This window comes from Puniceibacterium sp. IMCC21224, from assembly GCF_001038505.1.
Lineage (GTDB): Bacteria > Pseudomonadota > Alphaproteobacteria > Rhodobacterales > Rhodobacteraceae > Puniceibacterium.
The window spans coordinates 79,032-97,690 of the sequence record NZ_LDPY01000004.1; the positions used below are offsets into that span (position 1 = coordinate 79,032).

Annotated in this window: 14 protein-coding genes and 1 pseudogene; 3 read left to right on the forward strand and 12 right to left on the reverse strand. The window is 59.2% G+C overall.

Translation table 11 applies throughout. From position 1 onward, the window contains the following. Positions 1 to 110: 110 nt before the first annotated feature. The 3 genes and pseudogenes from IMCC21224_RS23425 to IMCC21224_RS23435 all read left to right on the forward strand — a co-directional run. Positions 111 to 1,316 (forward strand): annotated as a pseudogene (locus tag IMCC21224_RS23425) (DUF4158 domain-containing protein); the annotation flags it as partial. Between the two features lie 117 nt (positions 1,317 to 1,433). Then, the gene (locus IMCC21224_RS23430) at positions 1,434 to 4,361 is read left to right on the forward strand and encodes a Tn3 family transposase (RefSeq protein WP_047998006.1); all 2,928 of its coding nucleotides are present in this window, start codon (positions 1,434 to 1,436) and stop codon (positions 4,359 to 4,361) included. 112 nt (positions 4,362 to 4,473) lie between these two features. After that, entirely contained in the window at positions 4,474 to 5,034 is a 561-nt protein-coding gene (locus tag IMCC21224_RS23435) for a recombinase family protein (RefSeq protein ID WP_047998007.1), read from the forward strand. A gap of 357 nt (positions 5,035 to 5,391) precedes the next feature. On the opposite strand, the gene IMCC21224_RS23440 is transcribed toward IMCC21224_RS23435, so the two are convergent. From IMCC21224_RS23440 to IMCC21224_RS23495, 12 genes are all read right to left on the reverse strand, one after another. Continuing rightward, positions 5,392 to 5,817 (reverse strand): hypothetical protein, encoded by a 426-nt coding sequence (locus IMCC21224_RS23440; protein ID WP_047998008.1) that lies wholly within the window; start codon positions 5,815 to 5,817, stop codon positions 5,392 to 5,394. A gap of 371 nt (positions 5,818 to 6,188) precedes the next feature. After that, complete coding sequence (locus IMCC21224_RS23445) at positions 6,189 to 7,049, reverse strand: hypothetical protein (protein WP_047998009.1); 861 nt, start codon at positions 7,047 to 7,049, stop codon at positions 6,189 to 6,191. Between the two features lie 334 nt (positions 7,050 to 7,383). Continuing rightward, on the reverse strand, positions 7,384 to 8,376 hold the full coding sequence (locus tag IMCC21224_RS23450) for an IS30 family transposase (protein WP_047998010.1): 993 nt from the start codon (positions 8,374 to 8,376) through the stop codon (positions 7,384 to 7,386). A 98-nt stretch (positions 8,377 to 8,474) separates the two neighbouring features. Further along, a complete protein-coding gene (locus tag IMCC21224_RS23455; protein WP_224557916.1) occupies positions 8,475 to 9,308 on the reverse strand; it encodes an MBL fold metallo-hydrolase in 834 nt (277 codons plus the stop codon). A 139-nt stretch (positions 9,309 to 9,447) separates the two neighbouring features. Then, on the reverse strand, positions 9,448 to 10,014 hold the full coding sequence (locus IMCC21224_RS23460; protein ID WP_047998012.1) for a biotin transporter BioY: 567 nt from the start codon (positions 10,012 to 10,014) through the stop codon (positions 9,448 to 9,450). Between the two features lie 53 nt (positions 10,015 to 10,067). After that, positions 10,068 to 11,234 carry an acyl-CoA dehydrogenase family protein gene (locus tag IMCC21224_RS23465; protein WP_047998013.1) on the reverse strand — a complete coding sequence of 389 codons (1,167 nt, stop codon included), beginning with the start codon at positions 11,232 to 11,234 and terminating at the stop codon, positions 10,068 to 10,070. Continuing rightward, on the reverse strand, positions 11,231 to 13,237 hold the full coding sequence (locus IMCC21224_RS23470; protein ID WP_047998014.1) for a biotin carboxylase N-terminal domain-containing protein: 2,007 nt from the start codon (positions 13,235 to 13,237) through the stop codon (positions 11,231 to 11,233). Before IMCC21224_RS23470 ends, IMCC21224_RS23465 begins: the two co-directional genes overlap by 4 nt. Beyond that, positions 13,234 to 14,028: a crotonase/enoyl-CoA hydratase family protein gene (locus IMCC21224_RS23475; RefSeq protein ID WP_047998015.1), complete on the reverse strand. Its 795-nt coding sequence runs from the start codon at positions 14,026 to 14,028 to the stop codon at positions 13,234 to 13,236. The genes IMCC21224_RS23470 and IMCC21224_RS23475 overlap by 4 nt, the downstream gene beginning before the upstream one ends. A gap of 10 nt (positions 14,029 to 14,038) precedes the next feature. After that, complete coding sequence (locus IMCC21224_RS23480) at positions 14,039 to 15,637, reverse strand: acyl-CoA carboxylase subunit beta (RefSeq protein ID WP_047998016.1); 1,599 nt, start codon at positions 15,635 to 15,637, stop codon at positions 14,039 to 14,041. Positions 15,638 to 15,640: 3 nt separating this feature from the next. Then, positions 15,641 to 16,270 carry a TetR/AcrR family transcriptional regulator gene (locus IMCC21224_RS23485; protein ID WP_047998017.1) on the reverse strand — a complete coding sequence of 210 codons (630 nt, stop codon included), beginning with the start codon at positions 16,268 to 16,270 and terminating at the stop codon, positions 15,641 to 15,643. Positions 16,271 to 16,451: 181 nt separating this feature from the next. Next, a complete protein-coding gene (locus tag IMCC21224_RS23490; RefSeq protein ID WP_047998018.1) occupies positions 16,452 to 17,282 on the reverse strand; it encodes an SDR family NAD(P)-dependent oxidoreductase in 831 nt (276 codons plus the stop codon). Positions 17,283 to 17,306: 24 nt separating this feature from the next. Then, positions 17,307 to 18,491 (reverse strand): lipid-transfer protein, encoded by a 1,185-nt coding sequence (locus tag IMCC21224_RS23495; protein WP_047998019.1) that lies wholly within the window; start codon positions 18,489 to 18,491, stop codon positions 17,307 to 17,309. Positions 18,492 to 18,659 lie beyond the last annotated feature (168 nt).

The window sequence follows — 18,659 nt, forward strand, 5'->3', positions numbered from 1 at the left end:
CGTTGGTTTGTGATGCTTGGGTTCGGCGGTCGCTTTCGGGCAACGGATTTATTCCTTATCTCATATCATAAATAAATATACTCAATACCTCCCATGAAAGCAAAAGAAGCATGGCGCATCGCACCATTCTGACCGAGCGCCAGCGCGCGACACTATTTGATCTGCCAACCAGTGAAGCGGCACTACTTCACCATTACACGTTGGCCGATGATGACATCGAACATGTTCGTCTGCGAAGACGATCACAAAACCGGCTTGGGTTTGCCCTTCAGCTTTGCGCGTTTCGACACCCCGGCCGCCTCCTGACGGCTGGAGAGGTCATCCCAGAAAAAGCGATCAGGTTCATCGCGGCTCAGCTGGGAATGCAAGCGGTTGAGTTGGAGGGCTACGCCGTCCGCGAAGAGACTCGGCGGGATCATCTGATCGAGCTTAGAGCGATCTATGGCTACAAGATGTTTACCGGACGTGGTGCCCGCGACCTGAAGGTTTGGCTTGAAACTGAGGCTGAGGTTGCGCGCTCTAATGAGGAGCTGGCGCGTCGGTTCGTGACAGAATGCCGCCGGAGCCAGACCATTCTGCCCGGGGTGTCGGTGATCGAACGGCTCTGCGCTGATGCGCTTGTCGCCGCCGAACGTCGGATGGAAACGCGCATCGCCGACCGTCTCGACGCGCCCATGAGAGGCAGGCTGGATGCCCTGCTTTCGGAAGACGTCGATGACCGGGTCAGCCGTTTTGTCTGGTTGCGCCAATTTGAGGTTGGCAAGAACTCGGCAGACGCGAACCGCCTGCTGGACCGGTTGGAGTTTCTGCAAGGTCTCGGGCTTGCGACCGCTGCCCTTGATGGCGTTCCACCCCACCGGATCACCCGACTTCGTCGCCAAGGCGAACGATATTTCTCGGATGATTTGCGCGACATTTCCAGCGATCGGCGGTGGGCGATCATGACCGTCTGTGCTGTGGAATGGCAGGCTGCGATAGCTGATGCAGTGATTGAGACCCATGATCGGATCGTGGGTAAAACCTGGCGCGATGCCAAGAGGTTATGTGATGTGCAGATTACCGGCGCCAAAGCAGCATTGCAGGACACACTTCGTTCTTTCTCAGGCTTGGGGGCCGCTCTCCTGGAAGCGCATGGCGATGGCGCACCCCTTGAGAGCGCGGTTACGACCGCCTGCGGTTGGCGTGATCTGGAAGGACTTGTCGCCACGGCGATGCAGTTGACCAGTACAATGGCTGCCAATCCCTTGGCCCATGTCGCCCAAGGCTATCATCGGTTCCGGCGCTACGCGCCGCGCATGTTGAGGGCGCTCGATATTCGGCCCTGTACGCACGAAGGGGGTCAAAAGCGGCCACATTTTCGGGTTGTGCGTTTTGAGTTGACATAGCGGGATGATCCGTATGTATGCTCCGATATAGTTTAATTTGGAGCGGACATGGAACAACTTTGGTCAGCGGAGGCCCTGCGGTTACATTGGGTTTTGCAACCCTCAGAGCAGCCGCTGCTGAAGGGGTTGTCTGGTCCGAAGCGGCTTGTGCTCGGATACTACCTGAAGTTTTTCCAACGCCATGCCAGATTTCCTAACCGAATGGATGCTATACCAGAGATTGTTGCTCAGTTCTTGGCGGAGCAGATCGAGTATGACGGTCCACTGCCATCAGATGTGCCAGAGCGCTCGGATCGCCGGTATCGCCGTCTGGTTTCGGACCATTTGCGGCTCCGACGGTTTGATCAAGCCGCTTCAGGCGAGTTTGTGAAATGGCTTGTGGCCGAGGTCTTGCCGAACGCACCGCAGGTGTCCGCGCTTGATGAGCGAATGACGGCGTGGTTTCTGATCAACCGCTTCATCCAACCTGACCAATCGCGTTTGGACAAGCTGGTGGCCCAGTCAGAACGCCGGTTCGATCAGATGCTGTGCGCCAAGATTTCAGGGCGGCTGGTGTTGGCGCACAAACACGCCTTGGATGCTTTGCTGACGACTGATGAGGCCGCATCGCGATTTGCGCAGCTTGCGCGAGGTCCAGGCGGGACAAGCGTACAGGCCGTTCAGGATGCTGTGGTGCGGTTAGAGATGGTGCGTGCCATCGGCCTTCCTGCAGATCTCTTGGACGGTGTCTACCCAGACCATATCGCCAATCTGGCCCGGCGCGCCGCCAGCGAGGATGCTTGGGACATGCGCCGCCGTCCTGAGGTCGTGCGCCATGCCCTGCTGAGTTGCTTTTGCGCAACCAGGGGCACAGATTTGACAGATGATCTGAGCGATTTGGTGATCAGCATCATCCACAAGATCTCTGCGCGCGCTGAGAGTAAGGTGATCAAGGAATACGTTGCCGATTTCCGGAAGGCGGAAAGCAAAGACACGCTTCTGGGCAAGATCGTGCTCGCGGTCGATGGGCAGCCGGACGGTGACATTCCGCAGGTCATCTACCCAGTGGTCCCGCGCGAAACGATCCGTGATCTCGCACAAGCCTACCAGGCGGACACGCCTTCCTTCACGACCCGCGTGCATCACACAATTCGCCGCTCTTATGCGCGGCATTATCGGCGCGTCCTGCCGGTAATCTTGAAAGCGCTGACATTCCGGACCAGCAGTGCCAGTGCGGAGCCGTTGTTAGCCGCCCTTTCTATATTGACCGAGCCATCGGATCGGAAGCCGCAGTTTTACGCTGAGAGTGAGGTGCCGATCGACGGTGTCGTCCGCCCAAAATGGCGCGATATTGTCCTCGAGATGGGCCGTGGGGGCGTGAGCCGCGTCAATCGGATCAACTACGAGATATGCGTCCTGCAAACCCTGCGCGACAAACTGCGGACAAAGGAAATCTGGATAGAGGGCGCGAAGCGATATTGTGATCCGGACCAAGACCTGCCCGCCGATTTTGATGCGCGCCGCGCGCACTACTTTAATCTTCTTAATCAGCCCCAAGACGCGGATCAGTTTGTCCAAGCTTTGCGGGATAACATGAGAACCGCCTTGATCTCCTTCGATCAAAGCTTCCCGGCCAACAAGGATGTCACACTCAAGTCCCGGGGTGGCGGCACGCGCCTGTCTCTACGCCCCTTGAAGCCACAAACTGATCCTGTGGGGCTTGAAGACCTGAAAGCAGAGCTCGGCCGACGGTGGCCGATGACCAGCCTGCTTGATGTGCTGAAGGAAGTTGACCTGCGCACGGAGTTCACGCCGCTGTTCCGTGCGGCGGGATCTCGGCAGACCTTGCCACAGGAAGAGGTCTCCCGGCGCCTCTTGCTGGCCCTGTTTGGGATCGGGACGAATATTGGGCTCAAGGCCATTGCGGCGGGCCCCCATAAGGTCAGCTACAAAGAACTGCTCTACATCCGGCAACGCTTCGTTCACAAAACAGCGCTTCAGGATGCAACCCGGCGGATTGCAGACGCCACCTACCGCATCCGAAGCGCCGATATCTGGGGAGATGCGGGCACGAGTTGTGCCTCGGATTCCACGCAGTTGGCTTCCTGGGACCAGAACCTGATGACAGAGTGGCACCAGCGCTATGGCGGGCGCGGGGTGATGATCTACTGGCATGTTGATAAGCAGGCCACCTGCGTCCACTCACAGATGAAACAAGTCTCGTCTTCAGAGGTCGCTTCCATGATCGAAGGCGTGCTGCACCACGGCACGGACCTGGATATCGACCGCCAGTTTGTTGATACCCACGGGCAAAGTGTCGTGGGGTTCGCCTTTTGCCATCTTCTCGGCTTCGACTTGATGCCGCGCCTGAAGGGTATCGCCAACCAAAAGCTCGCCCGCGCGGACAAGCAAACCGACCATCGCTTCGCAAATATCGAGTCTATTTGCATGGCCCGGCCCATCGACTGGGGTCTGATCGGGCAGCATTACGATGAGATGATCCGCCTTGCGAGCGCCCTCAAGCTGCGGACAGCAGACGCGGAAACCATCCTACGCCGCTTTACACGGGGCCAAACGCACCCGGTGTTCTCGGCGCTGTTGGAATTGGGCAAGGCGGTTAAAACGATCTTTCTGTGCCGGTATCTCGGCAACGCGGAGCTGCGCCGCGAGATCCATTCTGGACTCAATGTTATAGAGCGCTGGAACGGGGTGAACGACTTCATCTTCTACGGCAATGGCAATGAGCTGGTGTCCAATCGTCGTGACGATCATGAAATCTCTGTCCTCAGCCTGCATCTGCTGCAAGCGGCGATGGTCTACGTGAACACCCTTATGATCCAGGAGGTGCTCCGTGAGCACGCCTGGCGCGAAAAAATGACAGACCGAGACATGGCGGCGCTGAACCCACTGCCGCACAGCCACTTCAACCCATACGGCGTCTTCGATCTTGATATGGACACGCGTTTACCTCTCGAAGAGGTGAGGATGGCAGCATGACATGTTCCGAAACTTATAACAAACGGAACGACCTTTTTTGTGCGCAAAATCAGCGCCTTGTAAAATCCGTATATTTGTTCCGTATATGGCGCCTTAAATCCGGGCAAAATCCATGCTGATCGGGTACGCGAGGGTCTCGACGACTGGCCAGAACCTAGAAAGTCAGATCGAACACCTCCAGAGCGAAGGTTGTGACACGATCTTCCAGGAAAAAATCACGGGGTTTGACCGGCGCAGGCCTCAGCTTGAAAAGATGATCGCTTCCCTACAGCCCAGTGATACGTTGGTCGTCACCAGCCTCGACCGTCTGGCCCGATCAACCAGTGATCTCTTCGTGATTACCCAGAAGGTAGAGGCCGTCGGAGCATCATTCCGCTCCCTGCGGGAACCCTGGGCCGACACAACAAGCTCCATGGGAAAGTTCTTACTTACTGTTTTTGCTGGACTTTCTGAACTTGAACGCAACATCATCAATGAACGCACAGAAGAAGGACGGACCTCCGCAAAGAAACGCGGCGTGAAGTTCGGACGCAAGCTGAAGCTGACACCACACCAGCAGGATCAGGTCAGGGCCATGCTCAAAGAGGGAAAATCCATTCGTGCCATCGCGCGCGACTTCAACGTCGGTGTCGCAACAATCGACCGCATCAAGCGCACAACAGCACTCTCATGAAATGTGGCCGTTTTTGAACCCCTTCGTGCGTACGGGGCCTATGTGTTCAGGATGGGGTGATGCCGGCAGTTCCGGCCCGCCTGCGCGGCGGCAAATACAGAAGACATGGGTGAGATCGCACGCCGAAGGACTGTGTCCGTCTCTTGGTCGTGGTTTGCCCGGCCTCATGAAGGGGACATAGGTCTGCCGCGCGAGCGGCAGAAAGGAATTCATCGAGAAAGTTTGCCGCGGGAGGATTTGGCTATCGTTACCGGTTCGCACCGCCAGGATTTCCGACGCGGATCTATGTGAACCATGGATCCGCGTCGGATTTAGTATGACACATCATATTGGTCCGTCAGGGACGGCTCAGGACGTTCAAGCCCGGTAGCCAACACCGATAACGTGATTGCCAATAACCAATGGACGCCTTCCTCCCAGTTCCGGGAACGCCATACATGCCACGTCTTCGACGGACTTCGGACGTTGCAACACCTGATAGACAATGGATTGAGCAGCGAGGAGGGCATCCTGCTCGTTTGCGAACGGCTTGGAATCTGGCGTGCCCGTCACCTCAGGAAAGCCCTTGGGCACGTTCTTGAACACAATATCCCCGACCCAGCCGCCGTTTCGACGCAGGATAACCATGGCAAGCATATTGCCAGCATTCATGTAACCGAGCGGGTGCCCAGAGGGCGTGTAGGGCGGAGGAAGCATGTCACGATCCTCCAAGTCACGAATGAAATCTGCCAGAGCAACCTGGCCGGCGCGGATCTGTGCCGTCGTGTAGCGGTCATCTTTCACAGTGGATCTCCTTGTCTGTGATGGCGTGGATGTCTGCCGAAGCTGACAAGGATGAAATCGGATCGATTGGTTGGACGCGGGAGCGATCTCGTGCATTTTTCTGATTTTTTTCTCGCGCCCGACATCGAGAGGAAAGGCATGAGGATCAAAGGAGGCCTTTCGCGCGCACTGTCCGGATGTGAAAGGGTGCCAAATTACACCGACCCGCTCGTGAGAACCTGGAAAATTCTGCAATGGAAGAGGCGCGTGCCGCTTGGCAAAACAGATGACGGCAGGGTCTCTATTAGTGATGACGGGACCCCAACCGCTCACTGGTATATTGACGCCTGAAGACGACAATTACTTTGGTTGCAGCCGACCTCGTGTATCGATCACAGTCTTAGATCAGTGGCTCTGTTCTTATCCGAATGCTGTGCAAACTTCGGAATCAGTTGTGGCGCATCTGCTGGCGAGATTTCTGGAGCCTCGTCCTGTGATATCAGAATGACTTTCCGGGCTGTGTTCGGCATGCTCGAGAGGCTCTTGTTGCTCCACAGCGTTCCCGCGCGGCTCATGCGAATTTTTACTTCATCGATACCAAGACGCGATCCGCGCGCTTCACAAATTACAACAAACTTCACGCCAAAGATGCGCGCAGATTTCTGCAATGCCGGGACAAGCTTTGGACGCAGCCGGGGCCAATCCAGGACGTGACCCGCGCCCCCGAAATGCGTGTCGGCACACAAGTCGAATTCGGGAGCGCGTTTACGGCGCGCGATCCCTGTCGTCTCATAGATCAGGAAATCCAGAGTGGAGCACAATGACGCGGTGTCGCGGATATCGAACAAACCATAGGGCTGTATGTCGAACAGAAGGGCAAACGCCTTTTCCGTCAGATTGAACTCCAGCCATTGGTTCCAGTGGCAGAAAGCATACTCTTCAAGAAACGACAGTTGTTCCAGGTTCTGCAGTCCAGCTTTCAGTGCAGCGTTTCCATTGGCCTTTTCAAGCCCGAGGTTGCGGCGCAGTTCCACGCACCGAACGCGATAGGGGAATGGAAACTGTGGCGCGGTACCGTCATGCCAGTTAGTGGTCTGTCTGCAGACGCTATGCACGAGGCCGTGCAAAACGCGGGCTCCATGCAGTGTCAGGCCTTTCCTGAAGAGACCAAGCAACAGCACCTTCGATATGCGGTAGCGATACTCACGATCCTCACGGTTTAGCGCGAAGGCAACGGACTTTTGGATTGTCATGATGCGTTCCTCTTGAGATGCATCTGAAAGATGGGATCGGCGGAGGAACTTCGGAAACGGAAATCGACCCGAGGCGCGCGAACTCAGTCACAGCGGCGACGGTGACCCGCACAGAAACCAGAGCATGACTGCTCAGGAGCAAGGTGTGTTGTCTGCTGAAGGTTGCGGCACAGAAGAGGCATCGCTGCCAGATGTCTTGCTGGGCGGGCGCAGCGCAGCTGGCTCTGAATGAGGCGTCCCCGTTTTTGTTTCTTAACAACAAGATAGGAGGGATGTCGAAGCCAAGGTTAGATGGTGCCCGCTGGAATCTCAAGGTACGTTGCGACAGGTTCCGCTATCTCAGTTTCATCAGTTCTTCCCTGAATGCTTCAGTCGGTGTGCGCCATCCGAGGCATTTTCTGGGTGTGTTGTTCAAGCGGTCGCAAATCGCCTTCATATCGCGATTTGAGAGAGCGGCCACGGGCGCATCTCGTGGCAGAAACCGACGCGCCCGCTTGTTCAGGTTCTCGACAGAGCCCTTCTGCCACGGAGCCTGCGGATCACAGAACCACGCCTCAGTGCCGATCCCTGGCTTGAGTTTGCGCCAGTCGCGGAACTCAATCCCGCGATCGAACGTGATTGATTTGCGTGCAGGTTGGGGCAGGGGTTCCATAACGCCCATCAGGCGGTTCATCAGGTGCGTCGTGCTGCGATCATTGTTCCGGAACAGGACGGCGAAGCGCGTCTTGCGCTCGACCAGTGAAGCTACATTCATTTTGCCCTGTGCACGTTCAAAGATCATGAGATCGCCCTCCCATTCGCCAAAAGTCTCACGCGATCTGACGTAGGCGGGCCGCTCATGGATCGACCGATCCGGCGGAAAAACAAGGCCACGCGGCGTGCGTCGACCTCGCGGATGCCGCTTCTTACGTCGATGCGGCAGATAACGGGCCAATTGTTCAGACTGGCCGTCGGGCCCGTAAACATAGGCATAGATCGTCTCATGGCTGACGCGCAAATCTTGACCCTCATACCGCAAGCGCCCCGCGATCTGTTCCGGTGACCATCCTTCCTCCAACTGCTTGATAACATGAACTCGAAGATCCACGAACCGCACCAGCTTGCGACGCCGAGCGCGACGCTCGACAGCAGACCTCTGGGCATTCATCCCATAATAGCCATTCAGGTTTGGCAGCTCGTCGTCGACAAATCGATTCCGCTTGATCTCGCGATACACAGTCGAGCGATGCCTGCCGACCTCAGCGGCGATCTTGTCGACGGACATTTTGGCGTTCAACATATCTTCAATCGCACGCCTCTCGCGTAGGTTCAGCTCTGTGTGGGCCATCTTTCATTCTCCTGCTTTCCAGCAAGATAGGGGATTTGTCGCAACCCAAGTTAGAATGTGCCCCGCGTACATGATAGATTCGCATAATGAAGTTTATGTTAAGGTAATCTCCAGATCCCTTCGTCCTGAACCACCCGGGATTCTGAAAGAAGCTTCTCCAGATGCGCCGCGGCATTTCGTTCGGCGGCCATTGCAATATGCGGGTCAGATTTTTTGTAAACAGAAGTGGCGATATTCTGGAGCGAGTCGGAGGTACTTGAGAGGTACGCGAGAATCTCCGACTCACGACGCATCCGGTTGGCGAGCAACCGTTTGACGTACGGTCCCGGGTCCCGGAGTACAGGTCCGTGACCCGGCAGGCTGACCTTATCGTTGCGATCGATTAGCCGCTGAAGCTGGGTGCAGTAATCGCGCATGTTGCCGTCAGGGGGACTGACTATAGAACTGTTCCAACTCATCACGTGATCGCCTGTGAAAAGTACTCCATCCGGCCTCGCGAAGCAGAGGTGATCGCTCGCATGACCAGGTGTGTGCAGGACAGTAAGACCAGCGATCACCTGCCCGTCTTTCAAAAAGCCGTCAGGTTGAAACGCATCGTCAGGAAATGCGCGCGAAACATAAACCGGCAAACCTGTACGTTCGCGCAATGCCGGCACGGCCCCGAAATGATCGGAATGGTGATGTGTCAAGAGAATTCCGGCAGGGTTGGCTCCCAAATTCTCGACGATTGCTTCGAAATGTGCACTGTCTTCTGCTGGACCGGGGTCGATAATGAACCGACCGTCAGGAGTATCAATGATATAGCTATTCGTCCCGTGATAGGTCATCTTCCCGGGATTGTTGGCAACGATCCTTAGGATTCCCTCGGCCACCTCTACGCCCTGCGCACGAGGAGGGTCAGGCTCACCGTAAAACATGTTGTTTCTTGTCATTCTTTATGACCATGTATTGATTGCGAACAATCCGTATCATGCAGCTCCGCCTCTTGCTCTTGCACAATTTCGGAAACCTCAAGCTGGTTTTCAGCGCCGGTCGAACCCGGCACTGGAACAAAGCAACGAAGCCCAGCGTTCAAACACGGCCCCGATTTTGGAACCCTGTATACAGCACCACAGCAATTGCCGCCTTGGCCAGATCTCCAAGCAGGAACGGGTAAAGCCCGGCGTTCATCAATTTTTCTCCATAGCCGATAAAGCCGCCCAGCCAGAAGAGCCCTGCGCAGTACATAAGCATGGAACCGAAAAGTACAGCGACAGTTGCTCTGAATGCAGGCTGAAACCCTCTCAACTTTTGAACCATCCATCCAGCGGCAGCCGCTGCGAGTGCGAACCCAATCAAGTATCCGCCTGTGGGGCCGGCAATATAGACCAATCCGGCCGGCGCGGGAGGCGTGCCAGCGAAAACCGGAAGGCCAAGCGCGCCTTCCAGAAGGTAGATTACTACAACAAGTCCACCGCGAACTGGACCCAGAAAAAGTCCAAGGCCCAGGACTGCTAGGGATTGGGTCGACATCGGAACCGGGTAGAAAGGAACCACGATTTTCGCGGAGAGTGTTAGAAGAATGGTGCCGATGAGTATAGTTGCGAACTCTCGGGACAGACTTGCGAGTGGTTGGCGTTGAGTAGATTCCAAATTCATTTTGTTAGTCCTTGTGTCAGTTGGTCGTTGATATGGTTTTTGTAATGGTGAGTTCACATCCGCTTGGCGACCTCTTCGAGCATGACCTCGGTGGCACCGCCGCCGATGGCCTGGACACGGGCATCGCGCGACATGCGTTCCACGGGTGTTTCCCGCATATAGCCCATACCGCCATGGAACTGGACACAGTCGTAAAGCACGCTGTTTACCAGCTCGCCACAATAGGCCTTGACCATCGATACTTCTTTGACGCAATCGCGGCCCGCGGCATCTAGTGACGCAGCGTGATAGGTAAGCTGACGTCCCGCTTCAATCCGGGTCTGGCAATCGGCCAATCGCTGGCGCACTGCCTGCTTGTCCCACAGCACACCACCGAAAGCCTTGCGCTGCTTGACGTAATCCACAGTCATTTCCAGTGCGGATTGCGCCTCGGCGCAGGCCATTGCACCCAGCACGATCCGTTCGTTCTGGAAGTTCTTCATCACCGAGTAGAAGCCCCGGTTCACCTCCCCCAGCACGTTCTCTGCCGGGATGCGCACATCCTCGAAGATCAGTTCGGCGGTGTCCGAGCACAGCCAGCCGGTCTTGTTCAGCGCCCGGCCGACAGAGAACCCCGGCGTGCCCTTTTCGACCGTGAACATGGTGATCCCGCGCGAGCCCTTGGCGTCCGGGTCGGTCTTGGCGCCGACGAAATAGATGTCGCCATGCACGCCGTTGGTGATGAACATCTTGGTGCCGTTGATCACCCAGTCCGATCCGTCCTGCACCGCGCGCGTGCGCATCCCCGCCACGTCAGACCCGGCGCCCGGTTCGGTCACGGCCACTGCGGCAATCTTTTCGCCCGAGGTGATCGAGGGCATCCAGCGCGCCTTTTGTTCGGGCGTACCGGCGTTTTCAAGATGCGGCGAGGCCATGTCGGTATGGACCAGAACCGTGGCCGAAAACCCGCCGAAGGTGGAGCGACCCGCTTCCTCGGCCAGCACGACGCTGGACATCACATTTAGCCCTGCGCCGCCATATTGCTCGTCATAGCGCATGCCCAGCACGCCCAGATCGCCCATCCGGCGCAGCACGTCACGCGGCACCATGCCATCCTTTTCCCAAGCGTCGGCCTTGGCCGTCACTTCGGTTTCGATGAAGCGGCGCAGCTGCGCGCGGATCATGTTCAGGTCCTCACTGAACGGGCCTGTGGCCGCATCAATCATGTCATGCTTGGTCATTGGATTTCCTCTGGATCGAGTTTTACAAGGGGCGCTTGCCCGGCGACGGTGTCGCCGGCGGCGCAGTAGATTTCGGCTACGATGCCCGCAAACGGGGCGACCAGGCTTTGCAGCAGTTTCATCGCCTCAAGCACCACCAGTGTATCGCCCGCCGCGACCCGATCGCCGGGCGCGACCCGCAGTTCGACCACTGCACCGGGCATCGGCGCGACAAGCAAGTCTGCCCCGCGGACCTTTCCCGAAGCGCGTTGCAGGTGTCTGTCCTCCAGCGTTTCAATGGCAAACCCGGCCATACCATCCGGCGTTGACAGAAACACCTGCCAGTGTTTTTTCGTGCGGCGCAGGTGCGCGGCGCGGGTAAAGGGCACGCCGCCAACGCGCCCTGTCAGGCGGTCGGCGGTCAGGCCGGGCGCTTCGACGGTAACAGGGGTGTCGTCCGGCAATCTGATCGTCAGATGCCTTTTATCGCCCGCCGCGCTGGTCGGGTCTTCGTCGCCCAAGGCCCAATAGAAGGCAGCGCCGGGCCGGCCTGCGGGCGCGGTCAGACGCCACGCACCTAGACCTTGCCAAGGGGTGTTCCCGGCCGTCGGGACCAGATGCAAATGCAGGGCCAGTGTGGCCAGCGCGCGGCTTTGCGCATCGGGTGCGGGGGGTGCCCACCCGTTCACAAACATCTCGACAAGCCCGGCGGTGTGATGCCGGATCGCGGCAAAGTCGGGATGAATTAACAAGGCGCGCTGAAACGCCAGGTTCAGCCCCAGCCCGCCCACGGCAAAGCCGTCGATTGCGGCCACGCTCTTGCGGATGGCCTGCGCCCGGTCCGGCGCATGGATGATCAGCTTGGCCAACATGGAATCGTAGTGATGGCCGACAGTTGAACCTTCCCCGACGCCCGTATCCAGCCGCACGCCCGAAGGCGGCACCCACAGCGTGATCCTGCCGGTTTCGGGGCGGTAATTCTCGGCCGGGTTTTCGGCGGCAACGCGCACTTCGATGGCGTGGCCTTCGAAGTGTACGTCGGGTTGCTGGAAAGTCAGCCGCTCGCCCCGCGCGATGCGCAACTGCCATTCGACCAAGTCGATTCCGGTGATCGCCTCGGTGACGGGATGTTCGACCTGAAGGCGGGTATTCATCTCAAGGAAGTAATAGGCGCGGCGCTCGGGGTCATATAAGTATTCAACCGTTCCGGCAGAGCGGTATCCGATCGCCTGTGCAAGGCGCACGGCGGCAGCGCGCATATGCTCGCGCAGATCGTCTGGCAGATTCGGCGCGGGGGCCTCTTCGATAAGCTTCTGGTGATTGCGTTGCAGCGAACAGTCCCGGTCGCCGAGATGCACCAGGTTGCCATGCGTGTCGCCTAGCACCTGCACCTCGACATGGCGGGAGCGGAGCGCATAGCGTTCCAAAAATACCGCCGGATCGCCGAACGCACCCTGCGCCTCTGCCCGGGCAGAGGCGATGGCCTTGGGCGCGTCGGCCATGTCGGTGACGAGACGCATCCCGCGTCCGCCACCGCCGGCGCTGGCCTTGACCAGGAATGGCACCCCAAGCGCGCCCGCCTCTTGCAGCAGGCGTGAATCCGATTGATCGGCACCGCGGTACCCGGGCAGCACCGGCACCCCTGCGGCCTCGGCCGCAGCCTTCGCCGCGATCTTGGACCCCATTTGAGCGATGGCATCGGGTTCCGGTCCGATAAAGACTAGCCCTGCGGCCTCGACCGCTGCCGCGAAATCCGCGTTCTCGGACAGAAAGCCATAACCGGGATGCACCGCACCCGCGCCCGTGGCGCGCGCAGCCCCCAGGATGGCCGGGACGTTCAGGTAGCTTTCAGACGCAGCCGCCGGGCCGATACAGACAGCGTGATCCGCCTCGGCTACGAAGGGCGCGTCGCGGTCGGCCTCGGAAAAGACCGCAACCGTTTCCAGACCCAGCTTGCGGCACCCGCGCTGGATGCGCCGGGCGATCTCGCCCCGGTTGGTAATCAGGACGCGGGTGAAACTCATTTCACTCTCCACGAAGGCACGCTCTTGTTGAGAAAGCTGTTGATGCCTTCAATGCCTTCCCCGGTTTCCCAGGCGTCGGCTAGACGGTCGGCGGTGTAGATCATGTTGGTTTCCAGATCGTGACTGGCGACATAAGCGATCAGTGCCTTGGTATCCGCCACCGCGCCGGGCGCTGCCTGAAGGTGATCGTGCACCACCCGTTCAACGGCGGCATCCAACGCGTCGGCGGCGACGACCTCGGTGAGGAGCCCGATCCTTTCGGCGCGCGCGCTGTCGAAGAGCGCGCCCGACAGCATGGTTTCACGCGCGTGCACCTTGCCGATGCGGGCCACCACGTAGGGCGAGATATTGGCGGGCAGCAGACCCAGTTTCACTTCGGTCAGGCCATAGCGTGCGCCTTCTGCGCCGATGGTATAGTCGCAGACCGAAATCATGCCGACGCCACCGCCATATGCCGGCCCGTTGATCCGCCCGATCAGGGGCTTTTGCAGCGTGTCCAGTCGGCGCAACAGATGCGCGAGCGTGGCGCTTTGTTCGACCCGTTCGGCGCGGGATTTTTCGACGTTTGAGGCGAACCAGTTGAAATCCCCTCCAGCGCAAAAGCTTTTGCCGGCACCGGTCAGGATCACGATGCGCACCTTGTCATCTGAAGCCAGATCCTCGACCGCGTCGAAAAGCTCGGCGATCAGATCGGCGTTCAGCGCATTGTGCTTGTCAGGGCGGTTGAGGGTTACCGTGGCAACGCCACGCGCATCGGTTTCGACAATGATGGTTTCATAACTTGTTGTCATGACATCGGCCTCACATTCTGAAGACGGGCGTGTGGCGCCCTTTCTCGGGCACCGACGAGACAATGGCCAGACACAGGCCCAGAATATCGCGGGTCTGTCCGGGCTCGATCAACCCGTCATCCCAGAGCCGCGACGTGGCGTAATACGGATCGGACTGTTCGCCATATTGGGCACGCACCTGCGCCTCGATCTGCGCAAGATCGGTCTCCATCCTTTCAGGCTCGCCGCCTTTCTGGCGGCGCAGCTCCTGCATCACGTTGGTCGCGATGTCCGCGGACATGGTGGCCAACTCCGCCATCGGCCAGGCAAAGAGGAAATTCGGTGCAAATCCGCGTCCGCACATGCCGTAATTGCCCGCTCCATAGGATCCGCCAAGCAGGACTGACAATCGCGGCACCTTGGCAACCGACATGGCATAGACAAGCTTGGCGCTGTTCTTGGCGATGCCGCCGCGCTCCGCCTCGGTCCCGACCATGAAACCCGCGATGTTGTGCAAGAACAGTAGCGGGATATTGCGCTGGTCGCACATCGAGACGAACTGCGCCCCCTTCAGCGAACTGTCCGACATCAGCGCGCCGTTGTTGGCCAGGATACCGACCCGATAGCCGTGGATCCGCCCGGTGCCGCAAACCAACGTCTCACCCCAGCCGGGCTTGAATTCGCGGAACTCGCCCGCGTCGATCATGCGCAGCAGAACCTCGCGCATGTCGTAGGGCTGCTTGCGGTCGGCGCTGATGATGCCGAGCAATTCTGACGGATCATGCGCGGGCGGCGCGGGGGCTGCGTCGGGCGGCATCGGGCGCGACTGGCCCAACTCGGCCACGATGTCGCGCATCAGCGCCAGCGCATGGTATTCGTCCTCGGCCAGATGGTCGGACACGCCCGAGACGCGCGAATGCATCTCAGCACCACCCAGCGTTTCGCCATCGGCCACTTCGTTGATCGCCACCTTGACGATAGAGGGCCCGCCCAGATGGATGCGCGCGTTGCCGCGCACCATGATGACCTCGTCCGACAGCGCGGGAATATAGGCCCCGCCTGCCGTGCAGCCGCCGAACACGGCCGATATCTGCGGCAAGCCGCTGGCCGACATGTTGGCCTGGCGATAGAAGGAATTGCCGAAATGGCGGGCATCGGGAAAGACCCGGTCCTGCTCGGGCAGATAGGCCCCGCCGCAATCCACCAGATAAAGGCAAGGCAGCCGGGTTTCCGCCGCGATTTCCTGGGCGCGGATATGCTTTTGCACCGTCTCGTGGTAAAATGATCCGCCCTTGACCGTCGCATCATTGGCTATGATCATGCAGGGCAGGCCGTGGACGATGCCGATGCCGGTCACGATCCCCGCACCAGGCACCTCGCCGCCGTATTGCCCGTAGGCCGCGAGCGACGACAGTTCCAGAAACGCCGTGCCCGGATCCACCAGCAAGTCGATCCTCTCGCGGACCAGCAGCTTGCCGCGCTTGCGGTGGCGCTCGACCATGTCGAGGCGCCCGCCCGAGGTGGCCTCGGCAAAGCGCGCGCGCAGCGTCTCGACCCGCGCGCTTTGCGCCTGGTGATTCCGCGCATAGATCTCTGATGCGGTCAGCACTGCTGTTTCAAGGCGCGCCATGGCTCAGGTCTCCTGTCTTTCAAGTATTCCGTTGAGAAACACATCGGCATAGGTGCGTGACAGCGCCTCTGCGCTGCCGCGGTGCGGATCGAACCATTCAAGCGTGGCGTTCAGCGTACCGATCAACATCAGGCGCAGGCGGCGGATGTCCACTTCGCGTTTCAGCGCGCCGTCTGCCTGAAGCCGGGACAACAGGTTGTCCCATTCGGCCTCATAGGCCCGGCGCGTGTGCAGATTGGCATCGCGGACGGATTGCGGCACCTGCCCGAAAATGCGCACATTGGCCGAGGAATAATCGCTGACGTCCAGAAGCGCGCGCAGGTGCGCCCCGATCGCTGCCCGCAGGATCGCCTCGGCGCCGGTGCCCTCGGGCAAGGCGGAAACGGCTTGGCGCATGCTCTCATGAACGACCTGAATACCTGCATCCAGAACGCGCGCGACGATCTCGTCCTTGGAGCCAAAATGGTAATATATGCTGCCCGCCTTGATTCCAGCGGCCTCGGCGATTTTTCTGAGTGACACGGACCCATAGCCCTGTTCGCGGAAGAGCCGCGCCGCAACATCCAGCACGCCATCACGCCCGACCGCCCTCCGGGGGATCTCGTTGAGCTTGCTCGCTGAGGTATTCGCCATGGGGTCTCTTTACGGTATACTGCCTAACTAACACCTGTTAGGTAATTGGTGCCGATGAGTCAATCCTCCCGAACGCGTTGGATTGGAATTTGTGGCGAATCCCGTCCGGGCAATCGTCATACGGCCGCCGGAAATGCCGGTCGCCAGCCAAGGCTCGAATACGTGGTTTGGCTGGCGTGGGTCAGATCGTGAAGCCGCCGCCGCAAATGATGTGCTGACCCGAAATGAAGTTAGATTCGGGCGTACAGAACAAATAGACCGCGCCAGCGGCCTCTTGCGGGGTGCCGACCCGGCCCAGCGGAATCATGCGCTCCATCTGGGACAAGAGATCGGGGTTCACGCCGACCTTGATTTCGCGGTCTTCCACTTTGATTGTGCTGTCGCCCGCGGCGCTGCCTTCGGTCAGCCGCGTGCGGATCGGGCCAAAGGCCACCGCGTTGACGTTGACCTTGTAACGGCCCCATTCCTTGGCCATCGTCCGGGTGACACCCAGAACACCGGCCTTGGCGGCGGCGTAGTTGATCTGGCCGGCATTACCGCCGGTCCCCGCGATGGATGAGATATTCACCACCTTGCGGAACACTTCCTGCCCTGCAGCAGCTTCTTCTTTGGCCTTGGCGCTGATCACCGGCTGGGCGGCGCGCAGAATCCTGAAGGGCGCAGTCAGGTGAACGTCGATGATCGCCTGCCACTGTTCGTCGGTCATCTTCTGAACGACGCTGTCCCAAGTATAGCCGGCATTGTTCACGATGATGTCCAGCCCGCCAAAACTGTCCACGCCCGTCTTGATGAAACGTTCGGCGAAACCGTCTTCTGTCACGCTGCCGGCGCAGACCACGGCCTCGCCGCCAACCGCACGAATGGCCTCGGCGGTCTCATTGGCCGGGTCGGCATCCAGATCGTTGACCACCACGCGCGCCCCTTCCGAGGCCAGCTTGAGCGCGATCTCGCGACCGATACCCCGGCCCGAACCGGAAACCAGCGCAACGCGCCCGTCAAGTTTTCCAGTCATGTTTTCTCCTCCCGATTGGTGCTGTCACGCTTTTTCATAAAGCGTGGTCACACAAGCCCCGCCAAGACCCAGATTATGCTGGAGCGCCAGCCGCGCGCCTTCCACCTGCCTTGCATCTGCCTGCCCGCGCAACTGCTGAACCAGTTCGGTGCATTGCGCCAGGCCGGTCGCCCCCAGCGGATGCCCCTTGGACAACAGCCCGCCCGACGGATTGGTCACGAATTTGCCGCCATAGGTGTTGTCGCCGTCATCGACGAATTTTGCCGCATCACCGCGGCGGCAAAGCCCAAGCGCCTCGTAGGTGATCAGCTCGTTATGGGCGAAACAGTCATGCAGTTCGACCACGTCCACATCCTGAGGGCCGATGCCCGCCGCCTCATAGACCTGATCGGCGGCGCGTTTGGCCATCGAATAGCCGACGACCTCGCGCATGTCATGCGCGCCGAAGGTTTCCGGGCCGTCCGTCGTCATGGCCTGAGCGGCAATGCGCACCGAGCTGTCCAGACCGTGCTTGTCGGCGAAGGCCTTGGAGCACACGATTGCCGCAGCCGCGCCACAGGTCGGTGGGCAAGCCATCAGCTTTGTCATGACGCCGGGCCAGACGACCTGTGCCGCCATCACTTCTTCCGGCGTCACTTCCTGCCGGAACAGCGCCACCGGGTTCCTGGACGCATGCCGACTGGCTTTGGCGCGGATTTTCGCGAAGGTTTCCAGCGTAGTTCCGAACTCTTCCATATGCGCTTTGCCCGCGCCGCCGAAATAGCGCAGCGCCAGCGGAATCTCCGTGTTGCCCACCAGCACGTCGGTCTCGGCGTCGAAGGACGTGAAGGGGCTGACCCGATCGTGGAACATCGCGACGATTGCGCCAGGCTGCATCTGCTCGAAGCCAAGCGCCAGAGCACATTCCACCGCACCGCTTTCAACTGCCTGACGGGCCAGGAACAGGGCCGACGAACCGGTCGAGCAGTTGTTGTTCACATTCAGAACCGGTATCCCGGTCATGCCGACGTGATACAAAGCCCGCTGGCCGCTGGTGCTGTCACCATAGACATATCCCACATAGGCCTGCTGAACCTTGTCATAATCCAGCCCCGCATCGGCAAGCGCGGCACGGGTGGCCGCAGCAGCCATCACATCATAGCTTTCGGATTTTCCTGGCTTCTGAAATGGGACCATCCCGACGCCGACGACATAGGCTTTGTCTCTCATTTCTCTCTCTCCCATGCTTGGCCCGGCCATCGTGAACGGTAAGCCATGTCAATTTCTAACACATGTTTGATTTTAGCGCTCAACCTTGATAACTGTCAACATAGCTAAACCGTGATGTAGGGAGCCTGCGTCATTTGCCAACACATGACTGATTTTCCTGACCGCGCG